This is a genomic window from Rosenbergiella sp. YN46, from assembly GCF_036620675.1.
Taxonomy (GTDB): Bacteria; Pseudomonadota; Gammaproteobacteria; order Enterobacterales; family Enterobacteriaceae; genus Jejubacter.
The window spans coordinates 51039-65572 of the sequence record NZ_JAZHEE010000017.1 but is presented as its reverse complement, the minus strand read 5'-3'; the positions used below and the strand labels follow the sequence as shown (position 1 = coordinate 65572).

Below are 14534 nucleotides of genomic sequence, written 5' to 3'. Positions count from 1 at the left end.
CGCGATTGTTAACCCCGGGAAACGCATTGTGTCCACATTACCTGTTGCGGCGGTTCTGCCGGAACTGCTTAGCGCGCTGCGCCAGGCACCGCAAACGCTGCTTATCGCCCCCACCGGCGCCGGTAAATCGACCTGGCTGCCGCTTATCCTTCTGCGTGAGATGCCCGCCGGGCGCATTCTGCTGCTGGAGCCGCGGCGGCTGGCGGCCCGTAATGTCGCCCAGCGCCTGGCCGAACAGCTGGACGAGCAGCCGGGAGAAACCGTAGGTTACCGAATGCGCGCTGAGAGTTGCGTGGGGCCGAACACCCGGCTGGAGGTGGTGACAGAGGGGATCCTGACCCGCATGATCCAGCGCGATCCGGAACTGAGCGGCATTTCCCTGGTGCTGCTGGATGAGTTCCATGAGCGCAGCCTGCAGGCCGATCTGGCGCTGGCGCTGCTGCTGGAAGTACAGCAGGGGCTGCGCGACGATCTGAAGCTACTGATTATGTCGGCAACCCTGGACGATCGACGCCTGAGCCAGCTGCTGCCTGAAGCTCCGGTAGTGATTTCCGAAGGGCGAAGCTGGCCGGTGGAACGGCGTTACCAGGGGCTGCCTGTCCATCAGCGTTTTGACGAAGCAGTGGCGATAGCCACCGCGCAGCTACTGCGTGAGGAGTCAGGATCGCTGCTGCTGTTTCTACCCGGGGTCGGCGAGATCCAGCGGGTGCTGGAACAACTGCGCGAACGGGTGCCCCGGGATGTGGTGCTGTGTCCGCTGTATGGTGCGCTACCACTGAGCGAACAGCGGCGAGCTATTCTGCCCGCGCCGCAGGGCCAGCGCAAAGTCGTGCTGGCGACTAATATCGCTGAAACCAGTCTGACCATCGAAGGGATCCGCCTGGTGGTGGATAGCGCTCAGGAGCGTACGGCGAAGTTTGATCCGCGCAGTGGCTTAACCCGGCTTATCACCCAGCGCATCAGCCAGGCATCGATGACTCAGCGCGCCGGTCGCGCCGGGCGTCTGGAACCGGGTATTTGCCTGCATCTGGTCGCGGCGGAGCAGGCGGAGCGTGCCGCCGCCCAGGGCCAGCCGGAGATAGCGCAAAGCGATCTCTCCGGTTTGCTGCTGGAGCTGAGCCTGTGGGGCTGTACCGATGCGGCGCAGATGAACTGGCTGGACGCGCCTCCGGCTCAAAACCTGGCGGCGGCACGGTTACTGTTACAGCGACTGGGCGCGCTGGATGACAAGGAACGCCTGACGGCGAAGGGGAGACAGATGGCGCGGCTGGGGGTCGATCCCCGGCTGGCGGCGATGCTGACGGCGGCCACCACGCCGGACCAACGCAGCACTGCGGCGATGCTTGCTGCCATTCTTGAAGAGCCGCCGCGTGGTGCAGGCGATGAACTGAGCGATGCGCTGATGCGTCCCCAGGGCAACTGGCGGGCGCGTTCGCGTCAGTTGCTTAAACGCACTGGAGAGGAAAGCGGAAGCTGCGACCCTGAGCTGGCCGCGAGCCTGCTGGCGCACGGCTTCGCCGACCGTATTGCGCTGCGGCGTGGTCAACAGGGGCGCTATCTACTGGCTAACGGTATGGGTGCCACTCTGGAACCTGATTCCCCCCTGACCCGTCATGAATGGCTGCTGGCACCGCTGCTGCTCCAGGGGGCGAGTTCGCCGGATGCGCGCATTCTTCAGGCGTTGCCTGTAGAACCTGAGCGGCTGGCGGCTGATGTCCCGGGGCTGTTAGCGCAGAGCGACAGCGTGGAGTGGGACGAGGGCCAGGGAACGCTGAAGGCCTGGCGTCGCTGGCGTATCGGCAATCTGACGGTCAAACGCCAGCCGCTGAATCGCCCTGATGAGGGACAGCTTCATCAGGCGATACTGAACGGCATTCGCGATAAGGGGCTTTCCCTGCTTAACTGGAGCGAGGCGGCGCAGCAGCTGCGGCTGCGTATCAGCTGCGCCGCCCGCTGGCTGCCGGAGCACCCGTGGCCGAAGGTGGATGACGAAGCGCTTCTGGCGACGCTTGAGCAATGGCTGCTGCCGCTGATGGGCGGAGTTAAGTCGCTCCAGGCCTTGAGGAATCTGGATCTCTGCCCGGGGCTTTACAGTCTGCTTGACTGGTCACTGCGTCAGCGGCTGGATAGTAAGCTGCCAACTCATTACACTGTGCCGACCGGGAGTCGTATCGCCATTCGCTATGATGCGGATAATCCCCCGGCTCTGGCGGTGCGGATGCAGGAGATGTTTGGCGAAGTGACGACGCCTGCGATTGCCGAAGGGCGAGTCGCGTTGGTGCTGGAGCTGCTGTCTCCGGCCCATCGTCCGTTGCAGGTAACCCGCGATTTGGCCGCCTTCTGGCAGGGCGCGTACCGCGAGGTGCAAAAAGAGATGAAAGGGCGCTATCCCAAACACGCCTGGCCGGACTCTCCGGCGACGGCGCAGCCCACCCGACGCACTAAACGTTACCAGTAATGGCGCCGGATTGAGCAGATTTTGAGAGCTTTCTTCTTTCGCCAGCGGCGGAAGACAGGAGAATCGGGCCTTTGCGCCTGCACTTTTGTGGAGAAAGAGAATGGCGGGGAATGACCGCGAACCTATCGGACGCAAAGGTAAACCGAAGCGTCCGCCTAAAGAGAAGGTGAGCCGTCGTCGCCTGCGCGATGAGCGGTATGACGATGATGATTACGATGATGATGAGGCGCCCATGTCGCGCAAGGTAAAGAAGGGGCGTCCGCCACGCCGTAAACGCAGCTGGATCTGGTTTTTCGTTAAGCTGCTGATCGTACTGCTGGTGCTGTTTGTCGCCTACGGCGTCTGGCTGGATCAGAAGATTCGCAGCCGCATCGACGGTAAAGTCTGGCAACTGCCGGCGGCGGTCTATGGGCGGATGGTGAATCTTGAGCCGGATATGGCCTTCAGCGAAAAAGAGATGGTGAAGCTGCTGGAAGGGACGCAGTACCGTCAGGTTACGCGGATTACCCGCCCGGGCGAGTTCACCGTGAAGGGCAACACCATCGAGATGCTGCGCCGTCCGTTCGATTTCCCTGACAGCAAAGAAGGGCAGATTCGCGCGCGCCTCACCTTTGACGGCGACCGTCTGGAGTCCATCAAGAATATGGAAACCGGTCGCGACTTTGGCTTCTTCCGCCTCGATCCGCGCCTGATTACCATGCTCTCTTCGCCTAACGGCGAGCAGCGTCTGTTCGTGCCGCGCAGCGGCTTCCCGGAGCTGCTGGTCGATACTCTGGTGGCCACCGAAGACCGCCATTTCTACGAGCATGACGGCATCAGCCTTTACTCCATTGGTCGCGCTTTTATCGCCAATATTACCGCGGGTAAAGCGGTACAGGGGGGCAGCACCCTGACCCAGCAGCTGGTGAAGAACCTGTTTCTGACCAACCAGCGTACCCTGTGGCGTAAGGCCAATGAAGCCTATATGGCGCTGATTATGGATGCCCGTTACAGCAAGGATCGTATTCTTGAACTGTATCTGAACGAAGTGTATCTCGGCCAGAGCGGCAACGATCAGATCCGCGGCTTCCCGCTGGCGAGCCTCTATTACTTCGGGCGTCCGGTCGAGGAGCTGAGTCTCGATCAGCAGGCGCTGCTGGTGGGGATGGTGAAAGGGGCTTCGCTGTATAACCCGTGGCGTAATCCGAAGCTGGCGCTGGAGCGCCGTAATCTGGTGCTGAGACTTCTGCAACAGCAGAAGATTATCGACCAGGAACTGTATGACATGCTCAGCGCCCGCCCGCTTGGCGTTCAGCCACGTGGCGGCGTGATTTCGCCGCAGCCTGCCTTTATGCAGATGGTGCGCCAGCAGCTGCATGAAAAACTGGGCGATAAGGTGAAAGATCTTTCCGGCGTGAAGATCTTCACCACCTTCGATTCGGTGTCGCAGGATGCCGCGGAAAAAGCGGTAACCGACGGTATTCCGGCGTTGAAAAAACAGCGTAAGCTGAAGGATCTGGAAACGGCGATGGTGGTGGTTGACCGCTTTAGCGGCGAAGTTCGCGCTATGGTCGGCGGCGCCGATCCCAACTTTGCCGGTTACAACCGCGCCATGCAGGCACGCCGTTCTATCGGCTCGCTGGCGAAACCGGCGACCTATCTGACGGCCCTGAGCCAGCCGAACAAGTACCGGCTCAATACCTGGATAGCCGATGCGCCTATCTCGCTGCCGCAGCCGGGTGGCAAGACCTGGTCGCCGCAGAACGATAATCGCCGCTTTAGCGGTCAGGTGATGCTGGTTGATGCGCTGACCCGTTCAATGAACGTCCCGACGGTGAACCTGGGTCTGTCGCTGGGACTGCCTGCGGTAACGGATACCTGGGCTAAACTGGGCGTACCGAAAGATCAGCTGCATCCGGTACCGGCGATGCTGCTGGGCGCGCTGAACCTGACGCCGGTTGAAGTCGCGCAGGCGTTTCAGACTATCGCCAGCGGCGGCAACCGGGCCGAACTGTCGGTGCTGCGTTCGGTAATTGCTGAAGACGGCACTGTGCTCTACCAGAGCTATCCTCAGGCGGAGCGTGCGGTTCCGGCTCAGGGCGCTTATCTGACGCTCTACACCATGCAGCAGGTGATGAAGCGCGGCACCGGCCGGGCGCTGGGGGCGAAGTTCCCGGGTCTTAACCTGGCGGGTAAAACCGGCACCACCAATAATCAGGTCGATACCTGGTTTGCCGGTATCGACGGTAAAGAGGTGGTAATTACCTGGGTGGGCCGCGACAACAACCAGCCGACGCATCTGTATGGCGCCAGCGGAGCGATGTCTATCTATCAGCGCTATCTCAGCGATCAGTCGCCGATTCCGCTGACCCTGACCCCGCCGGAAGATATCGTGGAGATGGGCGTGGACGATATGGGCAACTTCCAGTGTTCAGGCGGTTATCGTCAGCTTCCGGTCTGGACGACCAATCCGGACGCGCTTTGCCAGCAGAGTCAGCAGGAGATGGACGCCCGCAACCCGTTCAATAACGCTGAGAGTGCGCCGCAGCAGCAACAGCAGCAACAGCCGCAAGAGAAAAAGAGCGACGGCGTTGCCGGCTGGATTAAAGATATGTTCGGCGGCGACTAACCGAGCGATACGACGCTATGCAAAATCCCCCGCTTTAGCGGGGGATTTTTTTTGCTAACACGGCCACCATTTCTCTAACGTTGCGTAGAACATCAATGCAACATTTCGCACAGAATGAAATGACCGCGCGCTTTGCCTGGTTATTTCCCGAGCTTACAGGGGGCTCCGGGCGGAGCGGTGCTTGATATACGCGCAATCTTTCGCATATCATCCGCAGTCATAATAATAATTCTCGTTTTCGTTCAACCTGGCTACTCTCACTAAGAGAATTTACCATGACGCGTTGTTTCACCGAACAGACAGCCACTCCCCCTGTTTGTCGACTGGCCGTGCTGATAGCTGCGGCATTGGGCGGCTTTACCGCGCCGGCATTCGCCGCCGATGAGGCTAAACCCGAAGATACCATTACCGTTTCCGCCGACGCGGCGAACGTGCCTCAGGAGAGCGCCTGGGGGCCGGCACTGACCATTGCCGCCAAACAGAGCGCCGTCGGGACGAAAACCGATACGCCTATCGAGAAAGTACCGCAGTCTATCTCCGTCGTGACCCGTGAAGAGATGGACATGCGCCAGCCGCAGACCGTGAAAGAGGCGTTAAGCTATACGCCCGGCGTATTTGCCACCCGCGGCAGTTCCAGTACCTACGACGTCGTTTCGATTCGCGGATTTACTTCGCCTTCAACGGTGAACACTAACCAGTATCTGGATGGCCTGCGTTTACAGGGCAATAACTATTCTGAAGTGTCGATGGACCCTTACTTCCTGGAGCGTGCGGAGCTGATTCGCGGGCCGGTATCGGTACTGTACGGCAACAGCAACCCGGGCGGGGTGGTATCGATGGTCAGCAAGCGTCCGACCACTGAACCGCTGCGCGAGATTCAGTTTAAGGCGGGGTCGCGTAATCTGTGGCAGACCGGCTTTGACTTTAGCGACGCCCTGGACGACGACGGCGTTTTCTCGTACCGCTTAACCGGTCTGGCCTTCAGCCAGGACGCCCAGCAGGATCGGGTCAAATCTAACCGCTATGCTATCGCCCCCTCCTTTAGCTGGCGGCCGGACGATAAAACCGACTTCACTTTCCTGAGCAACTTCCAGAGCGATCCACACGCGGGCTACTATGGCTGGCTGCCGCGCACCGGTACCCTGGTGCCATACGTGGATGCTAACGGCCACTCGCACAAGCTGCCGACCGACTATAACGAAGGCGATCCGGACAACAAAATGCAGCGCCGCCAGCAGATGGTGGGCTACAGCTTCGCGCATGCCTTTAACGACACCTTTACCGTGCGTCAGAATCTGCGCTACTCCCGGGTACATACCCTGTATCGTTCAGTCTATGGTTTTGGGATGACGGGGCAGGGCAATATGCTGAAGCGCAGCTATGTGCGTTCAGATGAAGATCTGACGGATTTCGGCGTCGATACCCAACTGGAAAGTAAATTCCATACTGGCCCGGTGGCCCACACGCTGCTGACCGGGGTGGACTATCTGCGCAGTCGTAACGACGTAGACGCCCAGTACGGCGATGCCGATCCGCTCGACCTCGGTAGCCGCGGCGTAACGCCGTCCAATATTTATCCGTATGCGGATAAATATCAGGTGGTTAACCGTCTTGAGCAGACAGGTCTGTATGTACAGGACCAGGCGGAATGGGATAAGTGGGTGCTGACCCTGGGCGGACGCTATGATTTCGCCAAATCCAGCGTGCATACCCGTGAAACCAGCTATGCCAGCGCCTCTAACAATATCAACCGTGATGAAGCCTTCACCTGGCGCGGCGGCCTGAACTATCTGTTTGATAACGGCGTTTCCCCGTACTTCAGCTACAGCGAGTCGTTTGAGCCCAACTCTGGACGCTCACTGGATGGAAAAGCGTTCGATCCGTCACGCGGCAAGCAGTATGAAGCCGGGGTGAAATATATTCCTAAAGATAAGCCGGTTAGTGTGACCGCTTCGGTGTTCCAGATAACCAAAGATAAAAACCTGACGGTGGATCCGCGCAATGAACTCTATAGCACCATGGGCGGCGAGATTCGTTCACGCGGCTTCGAACTGGAAGCGAAAGCGGCGCTGACGGCCAATATCAATATGACGGCGGCCTACAGCTATACCGACGCCGAATATACGGAAGACACGCTGTATAATCACCAGCGCCCGGTTGAAGTGCCGCGTAATATGGCTTCGCTGTGGATGGATTACACCTTCCATGAAACAGCGCTGAGCGGGCTGACGATGGGCGCGGGCGTTCGCTATGTAGGCTCCAGTTCCAGCTTCTACTCCAATACCTATTACGACGAGAGCAAAAGGAACAAGTCCTTTAACGTGCCGAGCTATACCGTTGCCGATGCCACCGTGAAATACGATCTGGCCCGCTTCGGTATGCCGGGGTCGTCGGTGGGGGTTAACGTGACCAACCTGTTTAATCGCGAATATGTCTCCAGTTGCTATCGCGACTACGCCTGCTACTGGGGCGCAGAGCGTCAGGTGACCGCCACCGCGACTTTCCGCTTCTGATATTTACCCGGGCGCGGCAGAGCCGCGCCCACCAACCAATTGGCGAGCTATGCAGGATAAACCGAGTGCCCCCGGGGCGACGTTCAGCCTCTCCGATGTCTCTTTTCGCGTGCCGGGGCGCACGCTGCTTCACCCTCTCACGCTCACTTTTCCCGCCGGGAAAGTGACCGGCCTTATCGGTCATAACGGTTCAGGAAAATCAACGCTGCTCAAAATGCTGGGACGCCATCAGAAGGCTTCTGGCGGCGAGATCATGCTCGGAGGCCAACCGCTGGAGAGCTGGAGCAGCAAGGCGTTTGCCCGCATGGTGGCCTATCTGCCCCAGCAGCTTCCTGCCGCCGAAGGGATGACGGTGCGCGAGCTGGTGGCTATTGGTCGTTATCCGTGGCACGGGGCGCTGGGGCGCTTTGGCGTAGCCGATCGCGAAAAAGTGGATGAAGCCATCGCGCTGGTGGGGCTGAAACCGCTGGCTCAACGCCTGGTGGACAGCCTTTCCGGCGGTGAACGCCAGCGTGCCTGGATTGCGATGCTGGTGGCCCAGGACAGCCAGTGCCTGCTGCTGGACGAGCCCACTTCGGCGCTGGATATCGCCCATCAGGTGGAAGTGCTGGCGCTGATTCACCGCCTGAGCCAGAAGCGGGGGCTGACGGTAGTAGCGGTTTTGCATGACATCAATATGGCCGCCCGCTACTGCGATCATCTGGTGGCGCTGCGCGGCGGCGAGATGATTGCCGAAGGCTCTGCGGAGGCGCTGATGAACGGCGAAATTCTGGAGCGAGTCTACGGTATTCCGATGGGCATTCTTTCGCATCCGGCGGGCGGTTCGCCGGTAAGTTTTGTCTGGTAATGAATAATCTGTTTGCAACGGGCATCAGCCGTCGTCGGCTGGTGACGGCGCTGGCCCTGGCGCCGCTGCTGTGGCATTCCCGCAACGTGCGGGCGGCGACGGTCGATCCCCGCCGGGTGGTGGCGCTGGAGTGGCTGCCGGTGGAGCTGCTGGTCGCATTGGGTGTTACCCCGATGGCGGTGGCAGATATCACTAACTATCGCCTGTGGGTCGGGGAGCCGCCGCTGCCGGAAGGTATTATCGAGGTTGGGCTGCGTACCGAGCCCAACCTGGAGCTGCTGACCCAGTTGCGGCCCTCGCTCATTGTTTACTCCGCCGGCTACGGGCCGGGAGAAGATAAAATTAAGCGTATCGCGCCAGGCCTGGGGGTTAACTTTAGCGATGGTCGCCAGCCGCTGACCAGTTCCCGCCAGTCGCTTCTCCAGTTGGGGGAAACGCTGGGGCTGGAATCTCAGGCCCGCGCCCATCTGAATGCGTTCGACGCCTTTATCGAACAGATGCGGCCGCGCTTTGCCGGGCGGGGCGAGCGTCCGCTGCTGCTGATGTCGTTGCTTGATGAGCGCCATGCGCTGGTGATTGGGCCTAACAGCCTGTTCCAGCAGGTGATGGATATGCTGGGGTTGAAAAATGCCTGGCAGGGCGAGGTGAATTTCTGGGGCAGCGCGGTGGTCGGCCTTGAACGGCTGGCCGCCATCGAAGCCCACGACGTGCTGTGTTTCGCCCATGGTGACGACGCCATGATGGAGAGGATCGCCGCTACGCCGCTGTGGCAGGCTATGCCGTTCGTGCGCGCCGGGCGTTTTCAGCGCATGCCGCCGGTCTGGTTTTATGGCGCGACTCTGTCGGCCATGCACTTCTGCCGCCTGCTGGATCAGGCGCTGGGAGGCCGTGCATGAGGCACCGTCACGTGATGATACCGGGAATTCTGCTGAGCGTGCTGTTCATTGCCGCGCTGGCGATAACCGGCTTCAACCTGAACGCCCAGTTACCGCTGGCGCAATGGGGGCGTGCCCTGCGTCAGCCAGATATCGACAGTATTGCGCAGATGCTGTTTCACTATAGCGCGCTGCCGCGGTTGGCGGTGTCGCTGCTGGTGGGGGCGGGTCTTGGGCTGGTCGGGGTGCTGTTCCAGCAGGTGTTGCGCAACCCGCTGGCGGAGCCCACCACGCTCGGCGTCGCCACCGGCGCGCAGCTGGGCGTCACCGTCGCCACGCTGTGGGCGTTACCGGGCGGGCTGCTGACCCAGCAGTTTGCGGCGCTGATCGGGGCCGGCATTGTTGGTTTGCTGGTATTCGGCGTGGCCTGGGGCAAGCGGCTGTCGCCGGTGACTCTTATCCTGGCGGGACTGGTGGTAAGCCTGTATTGCGGCGCCATCAACCAGCTGCTGGCGATTTTCCACCATGACCAGCTCCAGAATATGTTCCTGTGGAGCACCGGCGCTCTGAATCAGACCGACTGGCGCATTGTCGACAGCCTGTGGCCGCAGCTGTTGGGCGGCGTGGTGCTGACCCTGCTGCTGCTGCGTCCGCTGACGCTGATCGGGCTGGACGACGGCGTGGCGCGTAATCTGGGGCTGGCGCTCTCTATGGTGCGACTGGGGACTCTGGCGCTGGCCATTGCCATCAGCGCGCTGCTGGTCAATGCGGTGGGGATCGTCGGCTTTATCGGTCTGTTCGCTCCTCTGCTGGCGCGAATGCTGGGAGCCAGGCGCTTGCTGGCCCGTCTGGTGCTGGCGGCACTGACTGGCGCGCTGATCCTGTGGCTCTCCGATCAGATTATTGTCTGGCTGACCCGGGTGTGGCGGGAGCTCTCTACCGGGACGGTGACTGCGCTTATCGGCGCGCCGCTGCTGCTGTGGCTGCTGCCGCGTCTGCGCACTATGAGCGCCCCCTCAATGAACGAAGGGGCCAGCGTCAGTGCGGAGCGCCGCCATGTGATTGGCTATGCGTTACTGGGCGTCGGGCTGCTGCTGGCGTTGCTGGCTGTCGCGTTGATTCTGGGGCGCGATGCCGTCGGCTGGCGTTGGGCCTCTGGTGAGCTGTTGGGGCAGCTCTGGCACTGGCGCTGGCCGCGAGTGCTGGCGGCCCTGAGCGCCGGGATGATGCTGGCGGCGGCGGGCTGTATTATCCAGCGCCTGACCGGTAACGGCATGGCCAGCCCGGAAGTGCTGGGGATTAGCTCTGGTGCGGCCTTCGGCGTGGTGGTGATGCTGTTTATGGTGCCGGGAGACGCCTTCGGCTGGCTGCTGCCGGCGGGGAGTCTGGGTGCCGCCCTGACTCTGATGGTTATCATGGCCGCTGCCGGACGCGGCGGTTTTTCACCCCAGCGTATGCTGCTGGCGGGGATGGCGATCGGCACCGCCTTCACCATGCTGCTGATGATGCTGATGGCGAGCGGCGATCCGCGCATGGCTTCTCTGCTGACCTGGCTTTCCGGTTCGACCTATAACGTGACCGGCGCCGCTGCGGGTCGTACCGCGCTGGTGATGGTGGTGCTGCTGGCGTTGACGCCGCTTTGCCACCGCTGGCTACAGGTTCTGCCGCTGGGTGGCCCCACCGCCCGGGCGGTGGGGATGGCGCTAACGCCGACCCGGATCGCGCTGCTGCTGCTGGCCGCCTGTCTGACGGCCGCGGCGACCCTGACCATCGGCCCCCTGAGCTTTGTCGGGCTGATGGCGCCCCATATCGCCCGAATGATGGGGTTTCGTCGCGCCATGCCGCAGCTGATTATCGCGGTGCTGCTCGGTGGAGCGCTGATGGTGCTGGCCGACTGGTGCGGGCGGATGCTGCTGTTCCCGGATCAGGTTCCGGCGGGTCTGCTGGCCACCTTTATCGGCGCGCCTTACTTCGTGCTGCTGCTGCGCAGGCAGGGGCGTTAAACGGATATCGGCTCCCCGGGCGGAGTCGCGATTCGCTCTCTTAACCAGCGGTGTGCCGGATCCCGGTGCAGTCGCTCGGGCCATAGCATCAGCATCTCAAAGCCGGGCAGGGCGACGGGGGGCTCCCAGGTCCGCAGCCCTGGCTGACCATGTACCAGACGCTCTGGCAGCACCGCCACCATATCGCTCTGGGCTACAATAGCGGCCGCAAAGCTGAAACGAGGCACGGAGAGCGCCACCCGACGCCGGATACCCTGCGTCGCCAGCGCTTTATCGGTAATGCCCGCGAAGCCACCCCCCTCCGGTGAAATGACAATGTGTTCCAGTGCGCAGAAGGTTTCCAGCGTGGGCAGGGTCATCAGATGCGGATGGTCGCGCCGACAGGCCAGCACGTAGCGCTCTTCGAACAGCACCCGGCTGCGTAGCCCCGGCGGGGCTTCCTCCCGGGTATTAAAGGCCAGATCGACGCCGCCGCGCTCGGTCATTTCCGCAAGACGCGACGGCGCCTGACTGATAATCGCCAGCCGGCATCCAGGCGCTTCGGCCCGTAGCCGGTTAAGTGCAGGCAGCAACACCGTTTGTTCACTGAAGTCTGAAGCCATCACGCACCAGGTGAGGCAGGCCTGCTCCGCAATGAAACGGGAAGGGGGCGCGACGGCCTGCCTTAGCGTGCCGAGCGCCAGATGCAGAGGTTCCCGCAGCGCTTCGGCTCTGGCGGTGGGGCGCATCCCTCTGGGGCCGGGGATCAGTAGAGGATCCTGAAAATGGTCGCGTAGCTTCGCTAACTGGATGCTGACCGAAGGCTGGGAAAGATGAAGCCGGGCCGCCGCGCGCGTTACGCTTTGCTCATGCAACAGGGTGTCCAGCGTTACCAGCAGATTCAGATCCAGACCATCAAAATTGTTCATGGCTATACCTGCTATTTAGGTTATTCATTTCAACTATACCTGGTGGCGCACTAGTCTGCTCATAACATCAATCCCGTAAGGAGTGACAGAGATGAGCCATGTTCTGCTGGTTTATGCCCACCCGGAGCCCCGCTCCCTGAATGGGGCGATCAAGACATTTATCATTGAACGACTGGAGGCGGCAGGCCATCGAGTGATGCTTTCCGATCTCTATGCCATGAACTGGAAGGCGCAGTTGGATGCCCGGGATTATCCGGCCCGGGATCCAGCGTTGCCCCTTAACCCCACTATGGATTCGCTCAGGGCGTTTAACGAAGGCACTCAGGCGGCAGATATCACCCGGGAACAGGAAAAACTGCGCCAGGCGGATGCGGTGATTTTTCAGTTTCCGCTGTGGTGGATGTCGATGCCGGCGATTATGAAAGGCTGGGTGGAGCGGGTTTACGCCGCCGGGCTTGCCTATGGGGTCGGGGAGCATTCAGACCGCCACTGGGGAGATCGCTATGGGGAAGGCAGCATGGTTGGTAAGCGCGCCATGCTGGTGGTCACGATTGGTGGATGGGAGTCCCACTATGGCCCCAGGGGCGTTAACGGCCCGATCGACGATATTCTGTTTCCGATTCATCACGGCATGTTGTGGTATCCTGGCTTTGACGTGCTGGCGCCGCATCTGGTCTGGCGCACCGGCAAAGTGGACGAGCAGCGCTTTGCCCGGGAGCGCGCCGCACTGGGGGAGCGGCTGGATACCCTATGGCAGCAGCCGATCATGGGCTGGCGCTATCAGAACGGCGGTGATTACACCATTCCCGATCTGACGCTGCGTGAAGATATTGCGCCGGGGCAGAGCGGCTTCGGGATTCATTTACGATCGTAGGAAAACGCCGCCGACGGAGGTCGGCGGCGAATGGGGTTACAGCTTCGCGAACGCCTTGCGGGCGGCGTCGACGGTGCGGTTGATATCCTCGGCGCTGTGAGCGATGGACATAAAGCCCGCTTCGAAGGCGGAAGGCGCCAGGTAGACGCCTTCGTCCAGCATCAGATGGAAGAAGCGTTTGAAGCGTTCCACATCGCAGGCCACTACGTCCTGATAGCAGGTGACGGTCGGCGCATCGGTAAAGAACAGGCCAAACATCCCGCCCACGTGGTTCACCACCAGTGGGATCCCTGCGTCCTGAGCCGCTTCACGCAGCCCTTGCGCCAGGCGAGTAGTCAGTTCGTCCAGGGTTTCATGTACGCCGGGCTGGGCCACTTCGCTCAGACAGGCATAACCCGCCGCCATGGCGATGGGGTTGCCGGAAAGCGTACCCGCCTGATAGACCGGGCCAGTGGGAGCCAGGGCCTCCATTACTTCGCGGCGGCCGCCAAAGGCGCCTACCGGCATCCCGCCGCCGATGATTTTGCCCAGACAGGTAAGGTCAGGCACCACATCGTAGTAAGACTGAGCGCCCGCCAGCGCCACGCGGAAGCCGGTCATCACCTCGTCGATAATCAACAGCGCGCCGAATTCGTCGCACAGCGCTCGCAGCCCCGGCAGGAATTCAGGCAGCGGCGGCACGCAGTTCATGTTGCCTGCTACCGGTTCGACGATGATGCAGGCGATCTCCTGTGGATACTGTTCAAAGGCGGCGCGCACGGAGTCGAGATCGTTATAGGTACAGGTCAGGGTGTGCTTCGCGAAGTCGGCGGGCACCCCCGGCGAGTTAGGCTGGCCCAGGGTCAGGGCACCGGAACCGGCTTTCACCAGCAGGCAATCGGCATGGCCGTGGTAACAGCCTTCGAATTTGATGATTTTGTCGCGGCCGGTGAAGCCGCGAGCCAGACGGATGGCGCTCATGGTGGCTTCAGTACCGGAGTTCACCATACGCACCATATCCATGGTCGGCACCAGCTCGGTGACCAGTTGCGCCATTTTGACTTCCATCTCGGTCGGTGCGCCAAAGCTCAGGCCGCGCTGCGCCGCTTCGATAACCGCGCTTCGAATCCCAGGATGGTTATGGCCCAGCACCATTGGGCCCCAGGAGCCAACATAGTCAATATAGGCCTTGCCGTCGACATCATAGAGGTATGCGCCGTCGGCTCGCTCGATAAACAGCGGCGCGCCGCCTGCGCCGGTAAAGGCGCGCACCGGTGAGTTAACCCCCCCGGGAATAAGCTGGCGAGCGGTAGCGTAGAGGTTTTCAGACTGGCTCATGAATCGACTCCTGATTCGTATGGTGGTGTGTAACTGGTTATTCTACGGGATTATGCAAAGTTTATAAAAGCTTTGCCCGATGGAACCATGGTGCTTTGTAAGGTTTTTTCTGATGACGTAAGCCAGTAAGG

Annotated in this window: 9 protein-coding genes; 7 read left to right on the top strand and 2 right to left on the bottom strand. The window is 61.2% G+C overall.

Features of this window, described 5'->3' with window-relative positions:
* Positions 1 to 28: 28 nt before the first annotated feature.
* The 6 genes from hrpB to fhuB all read left to right on the top strand — a co-directional run bounded on the left by hrpB (position 29) and on the right by fhuB (position 11304).
* Positions 29 to 2458 carry an ATP-dependent helicase HrpB gene (gene hrpB / locus V3W49_RS13505; protein ID WP_500146141.1) on the top strand — a complete coding sequence of 810 codons (2430 nt, stop codon included), beginning with the start codon at positions 29 to 31 and terminating at the stop codon, positions 2456 to 2458.
* A gap of 100 nt (positions 2459 to 2558) precedes the next feature.
* The gene (gene mrcB / locus V3W49_RS13500) at positions 2559 to 5066 is read left to right on the top strand and encodes a bifunctional glycosyl transferase/transpeptidase (protein ID WP_500146140.1); all 2508 of its coding nucleotides are present in this window, start codon (positions 2559 to 2561) and stop codon (positions 5064 to 5066) included.
* A 275-nt stretch (positions 5067 to 5341) separates the two neighbouring features.
* A complete protein-coding gene (gene fhuA / locus V3W49_RS13495; protein ID WP_500146138.1) occupies positions 5342 to 7579 on the top strand; it encodes a ferrichrome porin FhuA in 2238 nt (745 codons plus the stop codon).
* 49 nt (positions 7580 to 7628) lie between these two features.
* Positions 7629 to 8426, top strand: coding sequence for a Fe3+-hydroxamate ABC transporter ATP-binding protein FhuC (gene fhuC, locus V3W49_RS13490; RefSeq protein ID WP_500146137.1), 798 nt, complete (start codon positions 7629 to 7631; stop codon positions 8424 to 8426).
* Positions 8426 to 9322 carry a Fe(3+)-hydroxamate ABC transporter substrate-binding protein FhuD gene (gene fhuD / locus V3W49_RS13485; protein WP_500146136.1) on the top strand — a complete coding sequence of 299 codons (897 nt, stop codon included), beginning with the start codon at positions 8426 to 8428 and terminating at the stop codon, positions 9320 to 9322. Before fhuC ends, fhuD begins: the two co-directional genes overlap by 1 nt.
* The gene (gene fhuB, locus V3W49_RS13480; protein WP_500146135.1) at positions 9319 to 11304 is read left to right on the top strand and encodes a Fe(3+)-hydroxamate ABC transporter permease FhuB; all 1986 of its coding nucleotides are present in this window, start codon (positions 9319 to 9321) and stop codon (positions 11302 to 11304) included. The genes fhuD and fhuB overlap by 4 nt, the downstream gene beginning before the upstream one ends.
* On the opposite strand, the gene V3W49_RS13475 is transcribed toward fhuB, so the two are convergent.
* Positions 11301 to 12212, bottom strand: coding sequence for a LysR family transcriptional regulator (locus V3W49_RS13475; protein WP_500146134.1), 912 nt, complete (start codon positions 12210 to 12212; stop codon positions 11301 to 11303). The genes fhuB and V3W49_RS13475 overlap by 4 nt on opposite strands.
* A gap of 91 nt (positions 12213 to 12303) precedes the next feature.
* Here V3W49_RS13475 and V3W49_RS13470 point away from each other — a divergent pair, with 91 nt between their 5' ends.
* Complete coding sequence (locus V3W49_RS13470) at positions 12304 to 13086, top strand: NAD(P)H-dependent oxidoreductase (RefSeq protein ID WP_500146132.1); 783 nt, start codon at positions 12304 to 12306, stop codon at positions 13084 to 13086.
* A 36-nt stretch (positions 13087 to 13122) separates the two neighbouring features.
* On the opposite strand, the gene hemL is transcribed toward V3W49_RS13470, so the two are convergent.
* Positions 13123 to 14403, bottom strand: a complete 1281-nt coding sequence (gene hemL / locus V3W49_RS13465) for a glutamate-1-semialdehyde 2,1-aminomutase (protein ID WP_500146131.1) — start codon at positions 14401 to 14403, stop codon at positions 13123 to 13125.
* Positions 14404 to 14534: the final 131 nt, after the last annotated feature.